The organism is Actinomadura mexicana (assembly GCF_900188105.1).
In the GTDB taxonomy this organism is placed as follows: domain Bacteria; phylum Actinomycetota; class Actinomycetes; order Streptosporangiales; family Streptosporangiaceae; genus Spirillospora; species Spirillospora mexicana.
Map to the genome: position 1 here is coordinate 66,653 of NZ_FZNP01000002.1, position 22,378 is coordinate 89,030.

The window sequence follows — 22,378 nt, forward strand, 5'->3', positions numbered from 1 at the left end:
ATGTCGGTCGACGCTCCTTGGTCAACGGTCTTCGGTCAACGCGGTCAAAAGCGTGTCCAGCCCGCCCTGGTCGAGTCCCGACTCGGGGAAATCGGAAGGGGTGTAGCCGCCGGCTCCCCGCCCGGTGCAGTGCGAGATCAGCTCGCGGAGATTCGCGATGGTCTCCTCGGCGAGCCGCTCGACCGCCTGGTCGCTGTAGTGGGCCGCGCTGTAGGAGAAGGTGATGTTCAGGTGCCCGTCGATGGTGATCGCATCGATGTCGAGCAGGTGCGGGCGCGAGTTGTCCGGGTGGAATGCGGGCGGCGGCGATTCCGGTGCCCGCCGCAACCGCAGCGCCGGTCCGTCATGGCCGCCCGGTTCCGTGTGCTCACCGGTGATGGCGCTGTCGAACTGACCCAGGTAGTTGAAGCCGACGCGCGGCGCCGGCCGTGCAGCCAGGGTCGATGCGTGCGCCGAATGCAGATGGCGCAGCAGGCCGTAGCTCAGTCCGTGGTGCGGCACCGCGCGCAACTGCTCCTTGACCGCCTTGAGCGCCGTTCCCGGATCGTCGCCCGGGGGGAGGCTGAGCCGCACCGGTGCGATGGAGGTGAACCAGCCCAGTGTGCGGGACAGGTCCGCTCCGTCGACCAGGTGCTGCTCCCTGCCGTGGCCCTCCAGCCACAGCGACACGTCATTCGACGGGGTCGTCCTGGTCAGCGCCCGCGCCAGTGCGGTGAGCAACACGTCGTCGATATGGGTTCGGTAGGCCCGCGGAACCTCGCGCAGCAGCAGCCGGGTCTGTTCCGCGTCCAGGCCGACCGTCGTGCGCGCCGTGTCCGCCTCGCCGGCGCGCTCCGGTGGGTGCCGCAGATCCGGCTCCGGGCCGGCGGGGTCCGCCGCCGTCTGGGCGAGCCAGAACTCCAGGTCGGCCTCTGTCTCGGGGGCGTGCGCCAGCTCGCTCAGGGCCCGCGACCAGGCGGAGGTCGGCGTGGTCGCCGGTGGCAGGCGTACCGGCGCGCCGGCGGCGGCCTGCCGGAATCCCGCGTGGAGATCGTCCAGGAGGATGCGCCAGGACACTCCGTCGATGATCAGATGATGGGCCAGCAGGGCCAGCCGGCGCCGGTCCGGACGGCCACCGTCGATCACCAGCACCCGCAGCAGGGGCGGTCTGCCCAGGTCGAACTCGGCGGCCGCCGCCAGCGCCTCGTGCAGCGACGCGTCCCAGTCGTCACGCCCGGTCACGTCGACCAGGGCGACCGACGCGTCGGTCGCGGCGCGGTCCACGGCCCGCACCCCGGCGCGCCATCGACCGTCCGGGCCGCTCCGGTCGAAGCTCAGGCGAAGTGCCTCGTTCCGGTCGACGAGGGCGGCGACCACGTCCCGGAGGTGCTCGGCGATCCGGGCGCAGTCGGCGTCGGCGTCGGCCTCGGCGTCCAGCGCGAACAGCCAGCCCTGGTTCCAGTGGCCCGGACGGGCGAGGTCCTGCTCGAAGAACCAGTGCTGGACGGGTGTGAGCGGCAGGTCGCGGGCGTCGGCGGCCGCGCCCTTCCCGGCGCGCCGCACGCCGATGGGGCGGGTCATGGGCTCGGCCACCGCGGCGAGTTCGCGGACGGTCTGCTTGTCGAAGAACTGCCGCGGCGTGATCCGCAGCCCCTCCTGGGCGGCCCGGGAGACCACCATGATGCTGAGGATCGAGTCGCCTCCGAGTTCGAAGAAGTTGTCCAGCGCGCCGACCCGGTCCACGCCGAGCACGTCGGCCCATATCGCGCTGAGGGTCTTCTCGGCCGGGTCGCGCGGCGGGACGAACTCCTGCGCCAGCTCGGGACGGACGCCGTCGGGAGCCGGCAGCAGCGCCCGGTCGACTTTGCCGTTCGCGGTCAGCGGGAGGGCGTCCAGCCAGACGAACACGGCCGGCACCATGTAGTCGGGCAGCCGCGCGGCGAGGTACTCGCGCAGCTCCGAGACCGGGACCGGTTCGGCGCCCAGCGCCGGCAGCACGTAGGCCACCAGCCGCCGCGAGGAGGTGTTCTCCTGGTCCTGGGCCGTCACCACCACGTCGCGGACCGCGGGATGGCCGGAGAGCACCGCCTCGATCTCCCCCAGCTCGATGCGGAACCCGCGGACCTTGACCTGGAGGTCGGCCCTGGCCACGAACTCCAGTGATCCGTCCGGCAGCCTGCGCACGAGGTCCCCCGTCCGGTACAGCCGGCCGCCGCCGGTGCCGAACGGGTCCGGCACGAACCGTTCCGCGGTCATTCCGGGTCGCGCCAGGTATCCCCGGGCCACGCCCGAGCCGCCGACGTACAGTTCGCCCGGGACGCCCACGGGCACCGGGCGCAGTTCCGTGTCGAGCACGTAGCCCCGGGTTCCGGTCAGCGGACGGCCGATGGGCACCCGGGTGACGTCCGACCGGTCCGGCACCGGCCAGATCACGCACGACACCGATGTCTCGGTGGGGCCGTAGACGTTGGCGGCCTCGGCGTGGCAGACCTCGCGGAAGGCGTTGACCAGGCCCGCCGGCAGGGCCTCACCGGCGATCAGGACGAGCCGCAGGTGGTGACCGAGGCGGCGCCCGGGGTCGACGAGCACGGTGTTGAGCAGCGACGGCACGTAGGACACGACGGTCACCCGGTGTTCGTCCATCACCTGGGCCAGGCGCTCGGGGTCCTTGGCGTCGGTGTCCGGCACCACCAGGGCGGCGCCGGTCAGGAACGGCCAGAAGACCTCCCAGACCGAGGCGTCGAAGCCGACCGAGGTCCGCTGCGCGATCCGGTCGTCGGGCCCGATCGGGAAGGTGCGCTGCATCCATCCCAGATGGTTGAGGACGCCCCGGTGGGTGACCATGACCCCCTTCGGGCGGCCCGTCGAGCCCGAGGTGCAGATGATGTACAGCAGGTTGTCCGGGGACACGCCCGGCTCCGGCGGGGTGGCCGGTGCGCGGTCGATCTCCTCCGCCTCGGCGTCCAGCCTCAGCAACCGCGGCGCGCCGGCCCGCGGCAGCCGGTCGGCGGCGGCGCCCCCCGTCAGGACGAGCCGCACGCCGGTATCGGCGATCAGGGAGGCGATGCGGGCCTGCGGGTACTCGGGCTCCAGGGGCACGTAGCAGCCGCCCGCCTTCACCACGGCCAGCAGCGCCACCAGCAGTTCGACCGAGCGTTCCAGGCACACGGCGACCGGCACGTCCGGGCCCACGCCCGCGGCGCGGAGGTGGTGCGCCAGCCGGTTGACGCGCGCGTCGAACTCCCGATAGGTCAGCCGCTGCTCTCCGCAGATCACCGCGAGCGCGTCGGGGCGCCGGCGGGCCTGCTCGTCGAGGAGTCCGGGAACGGTGGGGGCGAGGAGTTCGGGTTCGCCTCCATCGGCCCAGTCGTGCAGCAGGCGGTCCTCTTCGGCGGAGGTGAGCAGCCGCAGTCCCCCGACCGGGCGGTCCGGGTCGGCGGCGAGGCCGTCCGCGATGTCGGTGAGGAGCGTGCGGAGGTGTCCGAGCATCCGCTCCGCCGCCGGATCGGACAGGCGCCGCCGGTCGTGGTGAAGGCGCACCTCCAGGTCGTCGGTCCCCGCCACGACGAGCGTCACGGGGTAATGGGGCCGTTCGTGCGCACGGACGCCGGTGACGCGAAGGGGGTCGTCGGCGCCGAGCCACCCGGTGCGCACCGGATAGTTCTCATAGGCGACGATGCTGTCGAACAGGGCGGTCCCACCGGGGACGTCGCTCCAACGCTGCACCTGGGCGAGCGGGCTGTAGTCGTATCGCCGGCCGGCGGCCAGGTCCGTCTGCACGGTGGCCAGCCACCGCAGGAGCGGTGCGGACTCGTCGACGCGGACCCGGATCGGCAAGGTGGCGCTGAGCAGGCCCACCATCCGCTCGACGTCCGGCACCTGCGGCGGGCGGGTGGACACCACCGAGCCGAACACCACGTCCCGCTGCCCGCTGTACCGGCTGAGCAGGATCGCCCACGCCCCGTGGACGATCGTGCCCAGGGTGAGGCGCCGGCGCCTGGCCAGATCCTCCAGCCGGGCCCGCAGCCCGTCCGGCATGACATCGGTGATCTCGCCGAAGCCGGGCTCGCCCCCCGCCGCCGAATGGCCGACGGACAGCGGCGTGGGTTCGCTGAACCCGGCCAGGTGCTCCCGCCAGTGCCGCTCCGCCTCGGCGAGGTCCTGCCGGTGCAGCCACGCCACGTACTCCCAGTACGGCGGGCCCGGTGCGGCGTCTTGCGCGTCTTGCGCGTCTTCGGCGCCGGCGGCGTCCGGGCGCCGGTACCGGCCGAACGCGTCGTCGATGACCAGATGGACCGACCAGCCGTCGAGCAGCAGATGGTGGAAGGTCAGGACGAGGTGCCAGTCCTCGTCCGTGAGCCGCGCCAGCACCAGGCGCATCAGCGGGGCGCGGGCGAGTTCGAACGGCCGGGAGCGGTCGTCCTCCAGCAGCCCGCTCAGCTTCCGCTCCCGCTCCTCGGGAGGAGCCGCGCGCCAGTCCAGCTCCGTCCAGGGCACCGCGACGGAGGTCCGTACGGCCTGCAGAGGCTCGTCGGTCCCCTCCCATATGAAGGCCGTGCGGAGCGCCGGGTACCGGTCGGCCGCCCACTGCCAGGCGTCGCGCAGGCGGGACGCGTCCAGCGGACCGCGCAGCGTGAGCACGATCTGGTTGACGTAGAACCCGGCGGCCGGGTCGCCCACGCTGTGCAGCAGCATCCCCTGCTGCATCGCCGTGAGCGGGAAGACCTTTTCCACCGCACCGTTGTCGATCATCATGATCCTTCGCTGAGTCGGTCCTGCTCACGCATGACGGCGAGGACGTAGTCGAACGTCTCCCCGTCGATCCGGGTGACGGGGAACCGGTCGTCGCCGGATGCGCCGGGGACGTCCCGGCGGTCCGGTCCGGACCATCGGGCGAGCCGGGCCAGCTCCGCGATGGTCTGCTTGTCGAAGAACTGCTCCGGCGTGATGTGCAGGCCCTCCCGGGCGACCCGTGAGACGACCATGATGCTGAGGATCGAGTCGCCGCCCAGCTCGAAGAAGTTGTCGAACACGCCGACCCGGTCCAGCGCCAGTACGCGGGTCCAGGCGTCGGCCAGGATCTCCTCGGCGCGGTCCCGAGGCGGGACGAAGCGCCCCCCCGCCTGCTCTCTCGTGGCCCCGGGCGCCGGCAGTGCCGCGCGATCCACCTTTCCGCTGGCCGTGAGCGGCAGGGACGTCAGCCACTGGAAGGCCGACGGGACCATGTACTCGGGCAGCCGCGCGGCCAGGAACTCCCGCAGGTGGGGAACGGGAACCGCGGAACCGTCGCCGGCCGGGACCAGGTGCGCGACGAGGCGCGTCGTGCCGCCGCCGTCCTGCCGGGTCGTGACCACCACGTCGCGGACCGCGGGGTGTTCGGCCAGCACGGCCTCGATCTCGCCGAGCTCGATGCGCAGCCCCCGCACCTTGACCTGGAAGTCGGCCCGGCCGAGGAACTCCAGTTCCCCGTCCGGCAGCCGGCGGACCCTGTCCCCGGTGCGGTACAGGCGCCGGCCGTCGCCGGTGAAGGGGTCGGGCGTGAACCGCTCGGCGGTCGTTCCCGGCCGGTTCAGGTAGCCGCGGCCGACCTGGACGCCGCCGAGGCACAGCTCCCCCACCACGCCCACCGGGACCCGCTGTCCGTCGCCGTCGAGCACCTCGGCTCGCGTGTTGCTCACCGGCCGGCCGATCGGGACCGTCCGCTCAGCCGGGTCGCAGGTATGCCAGGTGACGTCGATCGTCGCCTCGGTCGGCCCGTACAGGTTGTGCAGGGCGACGCCGGGCAGGACTTCGGCGAAGCGGCGCGCGAGCTCCGCCGGCAGGGGTTCACCGGAACAGAGCACCCGCCGCAGGCAGGCCGGGCGGCCGAGTTCCCGCACCCGGTCCAGGAACGGGTTGAGCATGCTCGGCACGAAGTGCACGGTCTGCACACCCGCACGCGTGATGAGTCCGAGGAGGCGGTCCGGGTCGCGGTGCCGTCCCGGCTCGGCGACGACCAGGCCGGCCCCGGCCGTGAGCGGCCAGAACAGCTCCCACACCGACACGTCGAAGGTGAACGGCGTCTTGTGCAGGACGCGGTCCCGCGGGCCGAGCGGAAAGGTCTCCTGCATCCAGCGCAGCCGGTTCGCCAGGCTCCGGTGGCTGATCCCGACGCCTTTCGGGCGCCCCGTCGAGCCGGACGTGTAGATGACGTAGGCGAGTTCGTCCCCGGCCTCGGCGCCGTCGTCCGTGAACGTCGGCGTGTCGGCCTCCACGGCCGTGTCGAGGTCCCCGGCGTCCCAGCACAGCAGCCTCGCCCCGGTGCCGGCCAGGTCGTCGGCAAGCTCGCCGGCGAGGTCCTCGGAGGTCAGTAGGACGACGGCGCCCGAGTCCGTGAGGACGAAGCGCCGGCGGGACGCCGGGTGATCCGGTTCCACGGGAAGGTACGCACCGCCGGCGGCGAGCACGGCGTGCACCGCGACCACCAGTTCCACGCCGCGGTGCAGGCACACCCCGACCACGCTCTCCGGGCCGACGCCGGCGCGGCGCAGCCGCGCGGCCAGCCGGTCGACCGCGGCGGCGAACTCGCGATAGGTGATCCGGCGCTCGCCGAACCCGACCGCGAACGCCTCCGGCGAACCCGCCGCCTGCTCGGCCACCAGGTGCGGCACGCGCTCGCGCCGGTGGGCGCGGCGGGTCTGGTTCCACTCCGCGATCTGGGCGTGCTCCCCGGCGGTGAGCATGGGGAGCGCCGGCACCGGGCGCTCCGGCTCGGCCACCGCGGCGGCCAGCAGTGTCAGCAGGTGGCCGGTGAGCCGTTCGACGGTGTCCGCCGTGAACAGGTCCGCGTCGTACTCGAACACGCCGCGCAACCGGTCGGCGTCCTCGACCAGGTAGAGCGCCAGGTCGAACTTCGCCGTGCCGGTGTCCGGGGGGAAGAGCTCCTCGGGCTGCCCGGCGGTCCCGTCCAGCGGCGCCGCGGCCTGCAGGGTCAGCATCACCTGGAAGACGGGGTTGTGCGCCATGCTCCGCCGCGGCGCCAGCTCCTCCACGAGCCGTTCGAACGGCATCTCCTGGTGGGCGTAGGCGCGCAGGCAGGTGCGGCGGACCCTGTCCAGCAGCCGGCGGAACGACGGCCGGCCGGAGGTGTCGGTGCGCAGCACCAGGGTGTTCGCGAAGAACCCCGCCAGCTCCTCGACATCGGCGGACGGCCGGCCGGCGACCGGAGCGCCGACCACGACGTCCGTCTGGCCGGACCAGCGCGACAGGACGGCGGTGAAGCCGGCGAGCAGCGTCATGAACAGCGTCGCGCCCTCGGCCGCGCCCAGTCTCCGCATCGCGGCGAGCAGGGGCGCGGGAACGTCCACCTCGTGGCGGGCTCCGCGGTGGGCCTGGACACGCGGTCGCGGGCGATCGGTCGGAAGTGCCAGGAGTTGCGGCGCCCCGGCGAGTTCGTCCGTCCAGAAGCCGACCAGTTCCGCCTGCCGCTCGCTGGTCAGCAGCTCGCGCTGCCAGGTGGCGAAGTCGGCGAACCGCACCGGCAACGGCTCCAGGGTGTCGGCGGCGAGGAGGCGAAGCAGATCACGCAGCAGCACACCGCCCGACCAGCCGTCGGTGATGAGGTGGTGCAGGGTGAGACCCAGGACGTGGTCTCTCTCGGACAACCGGATCAGGCAGGCCCGCCACAGCGGGGCCGCGCCCAGGTCGAAGACGCGCCGTGCCTCGGCGTCCAGCAGGCGGCGCGCCTCGGCGAGCGGATCCACCGGTCCCCCGCCCGCGGCCGGCGGGCCGGATCCGTCGAGCTCGATCTCCTTGATCTCCACGTCGACCGACGCGTGCACCGTCTGGAACGGACGGCCGTCCACCGCCGTGACCGAGGTGCGCAGCACTTCGTGGCGCTCGGCCAGCTGGGCCAACGCGGTGCGCAGCCGGGCCTCGTCCAGCGCGCAGCGCAGCCGCACCGCCACGGGGACGTTGTACGTGGCCTGACCGGGTTGCAGCTGTTCGAGCACCCACAGCCGCTCCTGGGAGAACGACGTCTGAAGCGGCCCGCCGTCGCGCGGCATCCGGCGCAGCTCCGGGATCGCGGCGGCGGCCTCGTGCCGTCCGAGCGCCCCGCGGACGGCGGTCGCGGCGCCCGCGACGGTCGCCTCCTCGAACAGTTCGGCGATCCCCAGGTCGACGCCGAAGACGTCCCGTACCCGGCTGAGCAGCCGTACCGCGAGGATCGAGTTGCCGCTCAGCGCGAAGAAGTTGTCGAGCACCCCGAGGCGATCGGTCCGCAGAACCTCGGCCCAGAGCCCGGCCATCATGCGCTCGATGTCGTCGCGGGGCGGGACGGAGTCCTCCGGCGGCTGCCCGTCCACCGTCTCGGGGATCGGCAGCGCCTGCCGGTCGATCTTCCCGTTGGCCGTTACCGGAAGCGCCTCCAGCAGCACGAACGCCGCCGGCACCATGTAGTCGGGCAACCGGGAGGCCGCGAACCGCCGCAGCTCGGCCGGACGAGGCCGCTCCGCCCCGGCCGGCACCAGGTAGCCCACCAGCCGCCGCGAGTCGGGGCCGTGGTCCTCCCGAACCGTCACGACCGCTTCGCCCACCCCGGGATGCCGGGTCAGCACGGCCTCGATCTCGCCGGGCTCGACGCGGAACCCGCGTATCTTCACCTGGAAGTCGGCTCTGCCGACGAAGTCCAGGGTGCCGTTCCGCGTCCACCGCACGAGGTCTCCCGTCCGGTACAGCCGGCCGCCCCCGCGCTGGAACACGTCCGGCACGAACCGCTCCGCGGTCAGCCCCGGTCGCCCCGCGTACCCCCGGCCGACCCCGGTGCCGCCGAGGTAGAGCTCGCCGACGACTCCGGCGGGCACCGGCTGCATCTCGCCGTCGACCACGTAGGCCCGCATCCCCGGCACCGGGCGGCCGATGGTCGCGATCGGGCCGGCCGTGCCGTCCGGCGGCGCGTCGATCACGGCGTGGCACTGGTCGTCGCTGCACTCGGTGAGGCCGTAGGTGTTGAGCAGCGGGACGGTGGGGTGGAGGGCGAGCCACCGGCGGACGAGATCGCCGGGCAGCGCGTCACCCGTGGGCACCAGCCAGCGCAGTCCCCCCAGCCGCGACGCGGCGGGGCCGGCGAGCATCATGCTGATCGCCGCGGGCACGGCCTGGAGCACGCTCACCCCGCCGCCGCGCACCTCCTCGGCGAGGCGTTCGGGATCTTCCAGGGCCTCGTCGGGCACCACGTGCACCCGGCCGCCGATCGTCAGGGGGGCGAGGCACTGCCAGACCACCACGTCGAAGGTGGCCGGTCCGTTCTGGGCGAGCACGTCCTCGGGCCCCATGCCCAGATCGCGGATCTTGGCGGTCATGTGGTTGACCAGGCCGCGATGCAGGACGCCGGCTCCCTTCGGCGCGCCGGTGGTGCCGGAGGTGAACATGACGTAGGCCGTGGCGTCGGGGAGGCAGCAGGCCGGCGGATCGCCGGCGGGCCGGTCGAGGTGGGCCTGCGGGCCGATGTCGACGCAGGCGGGGCGCCGGTCCGCCGGCGCCGCCGCCGTCGCGGCGGTGAGGGCCGCGCGGCCCGCCGCGTCGACCAGCACCACGCCGCAGCCGCTCTGGGCGATGATGTAGCGCAGCCGGTCGGCCGGCTGGTCCGGGCTGAGCGGGACGAACGCGCCGCCGGCCTTGAGCGTGGCGAGCATCCCCGTGATGAAGTCGGGACCGCGCCGGGCCATGAGACCGACGAACATCTCGGTGCCGGGACCCGGCCCGCGCGAGCGGTGTTCGCGGAGCCGGTGCGCCAGCCGGTTGGCGCGCGCATCGAGTTCCGCGTAGCTGAGGCGTTCGGAGCCGCTGCTGACGGCGACGGCCTCCGGGGTGCGGGCCGCCTGCGCCTCGAACAACGCCGGCAGGCAGTCCTCCGGCCGGTCCACGGTCACCGGGCTCGGTCCACCGTCGGCCCAGTCGGCCAGGGCCCGGTGGCGTTCGGACGCGGTCAGCAACGGCAGGACGGTCACCGGCCGGTCGGGTTCGGCCACGGCCGCGGCCAGCAGCGTCCGCAGACCGCCGGCCAGCCGCTGCGCCGTGTCCCTGTCGAAGAGGCCCGCGTCGTAGTCCAGTGCGCCGCGGAGAGCGTTCTCGTCCTCCGCGAATCGCAGAGCCAGGTCCAGTGCCGTCCCCCCGGGGCCCATGGCCGGCTTCACCGGAGTGTCCAGCGCTTCGTCGTCCAGCGTGATCGACACCTGGAACACCGGGTGGTGGGCCGGGTCCGGCGGCAGCGCCAAAGCCTCCACCAGGGACTCGAAGGGGAGATCACGATGCGCGTCCGCCCGCGCGCGGGTCCGGCGCAGCCGCCCCACCACCCGGCGGAACGACGGGCGCCCCGAGAGGTCCGCGCGTAGGGGCATCGGCGAACCCACCACGACGTCCGTGAGACCGGACCATCGCGCCAGGACGACGGAGAAGGCCGCCAGCAGCGGGACGAGAAGCGTCGTCTCCTCAGCGGCCGCCAGTCTCCTCAGGGAGGACAGGGTCTCCCCGGTCACCTCGACCGGGATCCGTTCGGTCCGATGGGACGCCGCATGGCGGGGCCGATCGGTCGGAAGCGTCAGGACCTCGGGTGCACCGGAGAGCTCCTCCCGCCAGAAGGCGACGTGCGGGATCATCTCGACCTCCTTGCTGCGTTGGACCGGCGGGCGGCCAGGGGTTGACCGGGCGCCGGCCTCACGAGCGGCTCAGCGGGCGGCGCGGGGCCGGCGGCGACCGGTCGGACCGCTGTTCGGCGGGGGCGTCCGCGTAGAGCAGGTCGAGATAGCGCTCACCGCGGTCGGGTAGAAGGGTCAGCACCCGTACCGGGCGGGGCAGTCGCGGCAGGAGCTGCCGGAGCCCGGCGACGACGGACCCGGACGAGCCTCCGGCGAGGATTCCTTCGGAGCGCAACAGGTCATGGCAGCCTTGGACGGCCTGCTCGTCGTCGACGCGGACCACGTCGTCGATCTCGTCCCGGCACAGGAGCTCGGGGACGCGGCCCGCCCCGATACCGGGCACCCGGCGCGGGGCCGGCGGATGACCGAAGATCACCGAGCCGACGGCGTCCACGGCGACCGCGCGCAACCGCGGGTACGCGACGCGCAGCGCCCGGGTGACCCCGTGGATGGTCCCCGTGGTGCTGACCGCCATGACCACGCAGTCCAGCGGCCCGTCGATGTCGGCGAGGATCTCCTTCCCGGTGGACTCCGCGTGCGCCTGCCAGTTCAGCCGGTTCGCGTACTGGTTGATCCAGACGGACCGCGGCACGGCGCTGACGATCTCCCGGACCCGGCGCAGACGCTGCTCCAGGTAGCCGCCGCTGCCCTCGCCCTCGCCCACCATGTCGACGTTCGCACCGTAGCGGCGCAGCAGGTCCAGGTTCGTGGCGGTGATGTTCGGGTCGACGACCACCGTCAGCGCCAGGCCGTGGATCCGGCACACCATGGCCAGCGCGATGCCGAAGTTGCCCGAGGTGCTCTCGACCAGGTGCGAGTCGGGGGCGATGGCGCCGTCCCGCAGGCCCTCCTCGATGATGTGCCGGGCCGGACGGTCCTTGACGCTGCCGCCGGGGTTGAGCATCTCCAGCTTGGCGAGGACCTCGACACCGGGCTCGTCGAACAGCCGGCGCAGCGCGACGATCGGTGTGCGGCCGATGCAGCCGAGCACTGATTCGTGGATCACCGGTCCGCTCCCGCGTCGCCGGGCGCGGGCTCGTCCAGGCATGCCTCCAGCCGCCGGGCCACCTCGGGGACGGCCGGTCCGTAGACGAACTCCAGATGGGAGCCGGCGTCGATCTCCTCGACCCTCAGGCCGCCGATCGGGAAGCGGGCCCACTCGGCCGCCAGGTCGCGGTCGGTGCGGTTCTTCTGCGTCAGCAGCGTGACCGTCCCCGGATAGGACGGCCGGTAGGCGGAGACGGCCCGCGCGTTCAGCTCCAGGCGGCGGCAGAACGACTCGAACTCGGCCGGCTCGACGTCGGGCGGCAGGTCACCGGCGCGCTTCCCGGCCTCCAGCGCCCGGTGCAGCTGCACCTGCGGTTCCAGACCGCGCAGTTCCTCCTCCGGTGGGGAGAACAGCAGCCAGCCCGCGAGGATGAACGCCAGGTCGGGTTCGGGCGGGGCGTCGGTGAGCGGTGCCGAGTCCAGCAGCACCACCGAGCCCACCCGGTGGCCCGCGGCGTGCAGGCTGTCGGCGACGGCGAGCGCGAACCTGCCCGCCCCCGAGAAGCCGCACAGGTGGTAGGGCCCCTCCGGGTGCACCCGGCGCACCTCTTCGGCGTAGCGGTCCGCCATCTGCTCCATGGTCAGCACGCCGGGGTCGGCGCCGCCGTGGAAGAAGCCGTCAGCCTGGACGCCGTAGAGCGCCCGGCCGCTGCCCAGCGCCCTGGCCAGCTCGAAGTAGTGGTACAGCTCCCCGATCACCGCGTGCAGGAAGAAGATCGGGGCCCGGGGCCCACCGGGCTGCAGCTCCACCACGAACGGGGGGTCCGCCGAGAGCGGCTCGCTGGAGCGGATCCAGTCGGCCAGCGCCTCCACCGTGCGGGTCGCGTACAGGTCGTGGAGGGTCACCGACCGGCCGGTGAGCCTGCACAGCCGGTCGACCACCAGCATTCCCGGCATGGAGCTGCCGCCGAGGTCGAAGAACTCGTCGTGCGCGCCGATCGGCGTGACGCCGAGCACGTCCGACCAGACCTGCGCGACGTAACGCTCCCAGCGGTCGCGCGGCTCGACGAAGCCGGGGGAGGGCGCCCAGCCGGACGGGGCGGACCGCTCATCCGGTGCGCCGCTCTCCGGGGGGCTCTCCGACGGGGTTCCCGGCCGCTGTCCGGGTCGCGGGTCCGGCAGGTGGGTGATCGGCAGATCGGGATCGGCGGTGACGGCGGCGAGGACCTCGACCAGGTACCCCGCGAGCCGCTCGATGGTCGTCGCGTCGAAGATGTCGGTGGCGTACTCGAAGGTCCCGGTCAACCGGCCCCGGGCCTCGTTCAGGTAGAGCGACAGGTCGAACTTCGCGCCGGCGCCGCCGGGGACGGCCACCGGCTCGGCGACCGTCCCCGGGAGGTCGAGGTGGCCCTGCGGTACGTTGCCGAACCCGAAGTTGACCTGGAAGAGGGGGTTGTAGGCGGTGTCGCGCGCCGGCGCCAGGTGCTCGACGAGCTTCTCGAAGGGCAGGTCCTGGTGCTCGAACGCGCGCAGGGACCGCTGGCGCACGCGGTGGAGAAGCCGCCGGAACGACGGCCGGTCGGACACGTCCGTGCGCACCACGACGCTGTTGACGAAGAAGCCGATCAGGCCCTCCAGGTCCGGGTGGTGGCGCCCGGCGACGGGTGTGCCCACGACGACGTCGGTCTGTCCCGACCATCGCGACAGCACGGTGACGAACACGGCCAGCAACGCCATGAACAGCGTGACGTCAGTGCTGCCGCTCAGATCCCGGGCCGCGCGCAGCAGGTCGCCGGGCACCTCGAAGTCGTGGCGGGCGCCGCGGCCGGTCCGCACCCGCGGTCTCGGCCGGTCGGTGGGCAGAGCCAGCGGTTCCGGCGCGCCGGCGAGTTCCTCTTTCCAGAAGGCCGCCAGGCCCGCGACCATGTCGTCGGTCAGGCGCTCGCGTTGCCAGACCGCGAAATCGCCGTACTGCAGGGGCAGCGGCGGCAGCACCGGGTGCTCCGGAGCCGGATCCTTCCGCGATGCGGTGTAGAGCCGTCCCAGCTCGGAGAGGAACACGCCGACCGACCATGCGTCGGTGATCGTGTGGTGCATGGCGACGCCGAACAGGTGATCCCGCGGGCCCGTCCGCACCAGCCGCGCCCGCCAGAGCGGCGCCGCCGTGAGATCGAAGCCGCGCTCGACGTCGCCGGCCAGGAGCCGTTCGGCGGCGGCGCGCGGGTCCGGTGCGGCCGACAGGTCGGTCATCTCCCAGGGCACGGTCACCGAGTCGTGCACGATTTGGGCCGTCCGGTCGCCGGTCCAGGCCAGGGAGGTCCGGAGGATCTCGTGCCTGGCGGTCAGGTCGGCCAGTCCGGCGCGCAACCGGTCGGCGTCGAGGTCGCCGCGCAGCCGTCCGGCGGTCGAGACGACATAGGCCGCCGAGTCGGGCCGGAGCCGGTCCAGCAGCCACAGCCGTTCCTGGGAGAAGGACGCGGGCAGCGGGGCACCGGTGCGGGGCACCGGCCGCGGATCCGCCGGGCCCGCCGCCGCGGCGCCGTCCCGTGCCGGGCCGCGCATCCGGCGCAGGACGAGTTCGCGTGCCTGCGGGCTGAGCGCGGCGAGGCGCTCGGCGAGGCCGGACGGGCCGGACGTTGCCTCATTCATGTGACTTCCCGCCTTCCGCGAGCCGGGCGGCGATCTCTTCGTCGGAGAGCCCGGCCACCTCGTCCACCAGCGCGTCCAGGTCGGCCGCATCGCTGAGCAGGCGCTCGACCGCGGCCGCGCATCCGGCGATGGAGGGGGCGGCGAACATCTCCGGCAGGGTGTAGTCGGCCGGGAAGGCTTCGCGGATCCGCCCCACGACGCGGACGGCCATGAGGGAGTCTCCGCCGAGGGTGAAGAAGTTGTCGTGGACCCCGATCCGGGAAACACCCAGAACCTCACTCCACAACCCCGCCAGAACCCGCTCGGCCGACGTCCGCGGCTCCACGAACCGCTGCCCCAACCGCGGACGCTCCCCCTCCGGAACCGGCAACCTCTCCCGATCCACCTTCCCGTTCACCGTCAACGGCAACGAACCCAGCCACACGAACACCCCCGGCACCATGTACTCCGGCAACCGCGAACCCACGAACTCCCGCAACTCCTCCACACCCACCCCACCCCCCTCCCCCGAAGCCACCACATACGCCACCAGACGAACCGCCCCACCCCCACCACCAGACCGAGCCACCACCACCGCATCACGCACCCCCCGATGCCCCCCCAACACCGACTCCACCTCCCCCAACTCCACCCGGAAACCCCGCACCTTCACCTGAAAATCAACACGCCCCACAAACTCCAGACCACCATCAACCGACCACCGCACCAGATCCCCAGTCCGATACAAACGCCCACCCGAACCACCACCCCCAAACAAATCAGGCACAAACCGCTCCGCCGTCAACCCCGGCCGCCCCAAATACCCACGCGCCAGACCAGCACCACCCACGAACAACTCCCCCACCACACCCGGAGGGCATGGTTCAAGTTCTCGATTGAGCACGTGCACCTGCGTGTTGGCGATCGGACGACCGATGGGGACGGCGCCTCGCCGCTCGGCGAATCCCCGGGGCAAGGCCTGGTATGTCGCATAGATCGCCGATTCGGTCATTCCGTAGATGTTGGCGATCCTGCCGTTGCGGAAATGCTTGTCCCACTCGACGGCGAAGGACTGCGGCAATGGCTCGCCGCCATTGAAGACCCGGCGCAGCCGCGGCAGCGGATCATCGCCGCCGCGCCGCGCGGCGACGGCCATGAAAAGGTCGAGCTGGCGCGGCACGAACTGGCAGTAGGTGACGTCGTACCGGTCCAGTGCCTCGTACAGGGCGTCCGGGTCGCGGACCGTGGCGTCGTCGAAGACGGCCAGTGCGGCTCCGTGGCAGAGCGGCCAGAGCACCTCGCAGACGGAGTCGGTGAAGCTGACGGGGGTCTTGAAGGCGACCACGTCGCCGGGACCGCAGCCGAGTTCCTGCTCCATCCACCGCAGCGTGTTCAGCACCGCCCGGTGACTGACCATCACGCCCTTCGGCGTTCCGGTGGAACCCGACGTGTAGATCACGTAGGCGAGGTCGTCGGGGTGCGCCCGCGGCGGAAGCGGGCGGGCGGGCGCGTCCCCGCCCGCGCCGTCGCCGGGCCGAGGCGAGTCCAGGCAGACGGTCCGGACCGCGGCTCCGCAGGAGGCCGGGAGCCGGTCGAGAAGACCGCTGCGGGTGAGCACGGTGCGGCAGCCGCCGTCCTCGATCATCCAGGCGATGCGGGCCGCCGGATACCCGGGATCGACCGGGACGTAGGCGGCCCCGGACTTCAGGACCGCCAAGGCCGCCGTCACGAAGTCCACGGAACGCTCCAGCAGGACCGCGACCCGTTCCCCGGCTCGGGCGCCCTGCTCGACGAGCGTGCGCGCCAGCCGGTCGGCCCGCTCGTCCAGCGCCCGGTAGCTCAGCCGGGAGGCGGCGTCGATGACGGCCGGCTCGTCGGGCGTCCGCCCGGCCTGCGCGGCGAAGAGCTCCGCGACGGTGTGCGGGGGCGGGAACCGGTGCTCGGTGGAGTTGACCTCGTCGCGCAGGCGATGATGCGCCGACGTTCCCGTGCCGAAGACCGGGACCGTGCTGACGGGCCGGTCCGCGCCGGCGGCCAGGCCCGTCAGCGCCGTGAGCACGGACTCGGCGAGGAGCGCGGCACTGCCGCCGTCGACCGTCGCCCGATCGTGCACCATCCGTATCGCGAGCCGCTCGCCGGGAACCGCGAACACCGTGATCGGGTAATGGGTGGTCTCGAACCCGTGCAGGCCGCTGACGCGGTATCCGGGGTCGATCTGCCCGGTCTCGTCCAGCCTCGGGTAGTTCTGGACGACCAGCACGGTCTGGAACAGCTCCTGCCCGCCGGACAGCTCGCTGCACCGCTGCACCTGGGACAGCGGGGTGTGCTCGTACTCCAGAGCGGCGGACTGGCGCGCGTGGAGCCCGCGCAGCCACGCCCCCACCCGGTCGCCGGGCCTCGCCGCCACACGGACCGGAACGGTGTTGGTCAGGAGCCCCACCATGTCCTGCACTCCGGGAAGGCCGCCGCCGCGCCCCGAGACGACCTGGCCGAAGACGACGTCGTCGACCCCGGCGTACCGCATCAGCGCCAGCGCCCACGCCCCTTGGACGATGACGCCGAGCGGAACCCGGTAGGCCCGGGCGGCCGCGCTGACGCGTTCCGTCTCCGCCGGCGAGAGCAGCGCGGTGTGCTCGGCCACCCCCGTCCGGCCAGCGCGGTCGGAGCCGCCGGGCCCGGTGACCGGCAGTGGCGTCGGCTTCGTGAAACCGCGCAGCGTCCGGCGCCAGTGGCGCTGGGCGTCGTCGTGGTCGCGCAGGCGCGTCCATTCGACGAAGTCCCGGTACGGCGCCCGGTCGGGCGACGGCACCACATCGCCGGCGCGGGTCGCCGCACCGTGCCGGACCAGGTCCCGCATCACCATCGCCGTGCTCCAGCCGTCGAGCAGGATGGCGTGGTACGTCCAGACGAACTGGTAGTCGTCCTCGCCGAGCCGCAGGAGCGCGTAACGGGCCAGCGGCGCACGGGACAGCTGGAACGGCTCGTTACGGTCCCGGTAGAGGAAGTCGGCGAGGCGCCGTTGCCCGACCTCGGGCGGCAGGCCGCGCCAGTCCTGCGTGTGGAAACGGACGGGCAGTCTCCGGTAGACCACCTGGACCGGCTCGTCCGCGCCCTCCCACAGGAAGGCCGAACGCAGGGCCGGGTGCCAGGCCACCGTCTGCTCCCAGCTCCGCCGGAAGGCGACCGGATCGAGCCCGGACAGCAAGGCCGTGGTCTGGCTGAGGTAGACCGCCGAGCCGGCCTCGCGCAACGTGTGGAACAGCAGTCCCTGTTGCAGGGGGGACAGCGGATGGATGTCCTCGATGACCTCGGCCGCCGACGGCCGCTGCCGCTGCACCGGTCCCACGGTCTCACTCATCGGGTCGCGCCTCCGTCACATCGGCCGTGGCCGTCGGCGCCAGGGCCAGCGCCTTGTCGAGCAGCGTGTGGAACCGCGTCCCGCCCGAACGCCCGCAGTGGTCGATCAGTTCGCCCAGCCGGGCGACCACCTCGCCGGTCAGCCGGTCGATGGTCGCCCGGTCGTGGTGAGCGCGGCTGTAGCCGACGCGGATGCGGAGCCGGCCGTCGACCACGGCGGCGGTGGCGTCCAGCAGGTGCGTCCGGCGGTTGCCGGGATGCTGCGGCGGGGGCATCGGCTCGGGAGCGGAGGCCAGGTACAGGTGATCGCCGGACGACCGCGCCGTCCGCGTCTCGGCGTTCACGTCGAAGCGGCCGAGGTAGTTGAAGCTCAGCTGGGGAGCCGGTGGTCCGGCCAGCGCCTGACCCCGCACCGGGTCGAGATGGCGCAGGATGCCGTGGCCGAGACCGCCGTGCGGGACGGCGCGCAGCTGCTCCTTGACGGCGGCGAGAGCCTCGCCCGGGGCCGAGCCGTCCGGCAGGCGCAGCAGCAGCGGAGCGATCACCGTGAACCACCCGACCGTGCGGGACAGGTCCGCGCCCTCCACGAGGTGCTGCTCCCGGCCGTGCCCCTCCACGTCGACGTACAGCCCGGTGGTGCCGAACGTCGTGGTCATCGCCAGGGCGAGCGCGGTGAGCAGGACCTCGTCGACGCGGCTGTTGTGGATCGCCGGCAGGTCGCGCAGCAGGGCCGTCGTCTCCTCGACGCCGAGGAGCCCGTCGACGTGCTCGGCGTCGCCGTACGTTCCGGCGCCCTCCGCCTGGTGGTCGAGGGGCACCGCCCACCGTCCGGAGGGGCGCTGGGCGCGCCAGAAGTCCAGGTCGGCGGCCACCGCGCCGGGGAGTTCGGTGAGAGCGCGCGCCCAGGCCGCGAAGGATGTCGTGGCGCCGTCGATCCCGGCTTCGCCGTCTTCGGCGAGCCGCCGGTACGCGCCGCGCAGGTCGTCGAGGAGGATCCGCCAGGAGACCGCGTCGATGACGAGATGGTGGGCGATCAGCGCGAGGCGCCGCCGGTCCTCCCGGCCGCCCTCGATCAGCAGCGCCCGCAGCGGCGGGTCCCGTTCGATGTCGATCTCCTGGGCGTCGGCGAGGACGCGGGCGAGTGCGGGTTCCCACTGCGCCGAGCCGGACAGGTCCACGCGGCGGAACGCGGCGGACGCCGCGGTCGCTTCCGGCGCGGTGTACTCCGCCCGGCGGCCTCCGGCCGCCCGGGTGTCCCGCGGGAACCGCAGCCGGAGCGCATCATGCCGTTCCAGCAGGCCCGTGATCGCGGCGGCGAGCCGATCGGCGTCCACCGTCGCGGGGACGCGGAAGAGCCACCCCTGGTTGTAGTGGCCGGGATGGGAGAACTCCTGGTCGAAGAACCAGCGCTGGACGGGCGTCAGCGGCGCGGGACCGACGACCGGCGCCGCCGGATCGGCCCGGTCTTCGACGGCCACCACCGGCACCGCCACCTGGGCCTGCCCGGCGACGGTCTGGTTCTCGAAGAACTGCCAGGGAGTGATCCGCAGCCCGCGGCGGGCGGCCCGCGACATCACCACGATGCTGGTGATCGAGTCTCCGCCGAGGGTGAAGAAGTTGTCGTGGACCCCGATCCGGGAAACACCCAGAACCTCACTCCACAACCCCGCCAGAACCCGCTCGGCCGACGTCCGCGGCTCCACGAACCGCTGCCCCAACCGCGGACGCTCCCCCTCCGGAACCGGCAACCTCTCCCGATCCACCTTCCCGTTCACCGTCAACGGCAACGAACCCAGCCACACGAACACCCCCGGCACCATGTACTCCGGCAACCGCGAACCCACGAACTCCCGCAACTCCTCCACACCCACCCCACCCCCCTCCCCCGAAGCCACCACATACGCCACCAGACGAACCGCCCCACCCCCACCACCAGACCGAGCCACCACCACCGCATCACGCACCCCCCGATGCCCCCCCAACACCGACTCCACCTCCCCCAACTCCACCCGGAAACCCCGCACCTTCACCTGAAAATCAACACGCCCCACAAACTCCAGACCACCATCAACCGACCACCGCACCAGATCCCCAGTCCGATACAAACGCCCACCCGAACCACCACCCCCAAACAAATCAGGCACAAACCGCTCCGCCGTCAACCCCGGCCGCCCCAAATACCCGCGCGCCAGACCAGCACCACCCACGAACAACTCCGCCACCACACCCGGAGGCACGGGATGCAGTTCTTTGTCGAGGACGTAGGCGCTCAGATCCGGTAGCGGAACTCCGATGGGGCTGCGCTCGGAGGACGGAGAATCCGTCGCCTCCGCGGAATCGGTCGCGGTGACGGGGACGTCGGCCGGGGAAAGGGGGTAGTACGTCGCGTGCACCGTGGTCTCGGTGATGCCGTACATGTTGACCAGCCGCGGGGCCCGGTCGCCGTAGCGGGCGAACCAGCCGCTGAGCATGCCGGGCATGAGGGCTTCACCGCCGAACACCACCACGCGCAGTGCCAGCCGCCCCCCGGTGGCGTCCGCGTCCTCGGCGGCCAGCAGGTTGCGAAAGGCCCCCGGCGTCTGGTTGAGCACGGTCACCCGCTCCCGCACCAGCAGGGCGCGGAATTTATCCGGTGAACGCGTTACGGCCGTCGGCACGACGACCAATCGGCCGCCATTCACCAGTGCGCCCCAGAGCTCCCAGGCCGCGAAGTCGAACGTGACGGTGTGGAACAGCGTCCAGATGTCATCAGGTCCGAAGGAGAACCATGGTTGAGCGGAGGTCAGCAACCGGACGAGATTGGCATGGGTGCCCATCACCCCTTTGGGCCGTCCGGTCGAACCGGAGGTGTAGATGACATAGAGCAGATTGCCGGGCACCGTGTTCGGCGGCGGCGCCTCGGCAGGCCACCGGTCGATCGCCGCCGCGTCCTCGTCCAGCCGCACCGTCCGCAGATCCGATCCCGCGGGTGTCCGCTCGCTCGCCCGGCCGGAGGTGACGAGGATGCGCACGCCGGCGTCACCGAGCACGTAGGAGATCCGCTCGCCGGGATGGTCCGGATCCACCGGAACATAGGCCCCGCCCGACTTGGCGACCGCGAGCAGTGCGACGACCAGTTCGATCGAACGATGCAGGCAGACGCCCACCCGCACCTCCGGACCGGCCCCGAGCGCGCGCAGGTGGTGGGCCAGCCGGTTGGCCCGCCGTTCCAGCTCGCCGTAGGTCAGCCGCCGCGTGCCGCACACCACGGCCACGTCCTCGGGCCGCCGCGCGGCCTGCTCCGCCACCAGCTCCGCGAGGCACGTCCGGGGCGGGACGCTCTCCCGGTCTCCGCCCGATCGCAGGAGCAGCCGTCGTCCTCCCGCCCCCAGAAGGTCCAGGTCCCGGCAGGCGCTGCCGGGACGGTCCAGCGAATCGGTCACCACCGCGAGGAAGGACTCCATCAGTTGCCCCGCGGCAGAACGCGGCAACGCGTCGCCGTCGTACCCGAGGGTGAACCGCATCCGCTCGCCGATGCCCTGGCAGGACAGGCGGACCAGGAACCTGTCGTGGTGACCGTACGACTCGGCCGGACCGGCGCCGGTCTCAGCGTCGGCGTGGCCTGCGGGCCAGTGCGCGGCGTCGAAGTCGAAGCCGATCGGGAACCACGGCGGCCGGCCGGGTGCGGCGGGTGAGACGCAGCGCTCCCAGCTGAACCACTCGGCGTGCGCGTCGCCCGCCTCGACCTGCTCGGCCGCCTCGGAGGCGGCCGCCGAGACGGCGGCGTCGAGCGACCGGTCGAGGCGCACGGGCAGGCTGACGGTCAACGGCCCGGAGCAGCCCCGCAGCTCCTCGTGCCGGCGCAGGTCCGTCGCCACGCCGACGACCAGGGCGCCGGCGCCGGTCGTCCGTCGCAGCAGCACCTGCCAGCAGGCCAGCAGCCAGCCGCGCGCCTCCTTCGGCGAGGAGCACCGGCGGCGGAGCGCCATGGTCTCGGCGGGAGGAAGGAAACCGGTCAGCGCCTCAGGACGGAACGGCCCGGGCCGGTGCTTGCGCTGCCCCGGCAGCTCTACCGGCTGATCCCACCCGGCGCAGCGAGAGCGCCAGAACTCCCGGGCCGTCGCCCCCTCCGCCAGTTCGGCCATCTCGCTCCACCAGGCGGCCACGCCGTCGAACGGCAGCCCGGACGCGGCGCGGGGGGCTCGGCCCGCCGCGCGTTCGACGACCTCATGGGCCAGGCTCCGCATCGTCGGGCCATCGGCGCAGATGGCCGGCAGTGAGAAGGTGACCGCGTGACGGTCCTCGGCCAGCCGTTCGACGAGGACGTCGAGTTCGGCGCCCTCGGTCAGCGGAGCCCGGTGTTCCACCTCGGCCGCGCGTCCCGCCGGTTCGGCCGCGCGCCCGGCACGGTCCACCAGGTCGCGGCGGCGGAACGTGACCCGGGGCCGGGCGGCGACCGTCTGGACGGGACCCGGCCGGGCCGTCGCGGGACCACCGTTCGCGGAGCCACCGTCGGAGGAGAACACCAGCCGCGGCTCGGTGCGGCGGGCGGCGACGGCCTCGGCCGCCGCGGCGAGGTGGCCGACGTCCAGGCTTCCGGTCAGGTGCACGGTGCACGTCGTCGTGTACGGGCCCACCCGGGGGCCTCCCTGCAGCCGCCAGAGCCGGCGCTGCGCCGGAGTCAGCGGAATGGCGGCAGCGCGGGGGTCGCGCGGAAACCCGGCTTCGAATTCCCGGTCATCCATGTTCTGGTGGCCCTCCTCGCTTCCGCG

Annotated in this window: 6 protein-coding genes; all 6 read right to left on the bottom strand. The window is 73.0% G+C overall.

What is annotated here, in order from left to right:
* Nucleotides 1-21 precede the first annotated feature (21 nt).
* From CHC11_RS04815 to CHC11_RS04840, 6 genes are read right to left on the bottom strand one after another with little or no spacing between them, the layout of a single operon-like run.
* Nucleotides 22-4,734, bottom strand: a complete 4,713-nt coding sequence (locus CHC11_RS04815) for a non-ribosomal peptide synthetase (protein WP_089310386.1) — start codon at nt 4,732-4,734, stop codon at nt 22-24.
* The gene (locus CHC11_RS04820; RefSeq protein WP_089310387.1) at nt 4,731-10,616 is read right to left on the bottom strand and encodes a non-ribosomal peptide synthetase; all 5,886 of its coding nucleotides are present in this window, start codon (nt 10,614-10,616) and stop codon (nt 4,731-4,733) included. Before CHC11_RS04820 ends, CHC11_RS04815 begins: the two co-directional genes overlap by 4 nt.
* A 58-nt stretch (nt 10,617-10,674) precedes the next feature.
* The gene (gene sbnA / locus CHC11_RS04825) at nt 10,675-11,661 is read right to left on the bottom strand and encodes a 2,3-diaminopropionate biosynthesis protein SbnA (RefSeq protein ID WP_089310388.1); all 987 of its coding nucleotides are present in this window, start codon (nt 11,659-11,661) and stop codon (nt 10,675-10,677) included.
* A complete protein-coding gene (locus tag CHC11_RS04830) occupies nt 11,658-14,291 on the bottom strand; it encodes a condensation domain-containing protein (RefSeq protein WP_089310389.1) in 2,634 nt (877 codons plus the stop codon). The genes sbnA and CHC11_RS04830 overlap by 4 nt, the downstream gene beginning before the upstream one ends.
* Nucleotides 14,284-17,628, bottom strand: a complete 3,345-nt coding sequence (locus CHC11_RS04835; protein ID WP_089310390.1) for a non-ribosomal peptide synthetase — start codon at nt 17,626-17,628, stop codon at nt 14,284-14,286. The genes CHC11_RS04830 and CHC11_RS04835 overlap by 8 nt, the downstream gene beginning before the upstream one ends.
* A complete protein-coding gene (locus tag CHC11_RS04840; RefSeq protein ID WP_179278688.1) occupies nt 17,621-22,351 on the bottom strand; it encodes a non-ribosomal peptide synthetase in 4,731 nt (1,576 codons plus the stop codon). The genes CHC11_RS04835 and CHC11_RS04840 overlap by 8 nt, the downstream gene beginning before the upstream one ends.
* Between the last annotated feature and the right edge of the window lie 27 nt (nt 22,352-22,378).

Excerpts from the sequence above, each read along its gene's own strand:
- CHC11_RS04815 (WP_089310386.1), bottom strand. The coding sequence starts at position 4,734 with ATGATGATCGACAACGGTGCGGTGGAAAAGGTCTTCCCGCTCACGGCG.
- CHC11_RS04820 (WP_089310387.1), bottom strand. The coding sequence starts at position 10,616 with ATGATCCCGCACGTCGCCTTCTGGCGGGAGGAGCTCTCCGGTGCACCC.
- CHC11_RS04830 (WP_089310389.1), bottom strand. The coding sequence starts at position 14,291 with ATGAATGAGGCAACGTCCGGCCCGTCCGGCCTCGCCGAGCGCCTCGCC.
- CHC11_RS04835 (WP_089310390.1), bottom strand. The coding sequence starts at position 17,628 with ATGAGTGAGACCGTGGGACCGGTGCAGCGGCAGCGGCCGTCGGCGGCC.
- CHC11_RS04840 (WP_179278688.1), bottom strand. The coding sequence starts at position 22,351 with ATGGATGACCGGGAATTCGAAGCCGGGTTTCCGCGCGACCCCCGCGCT.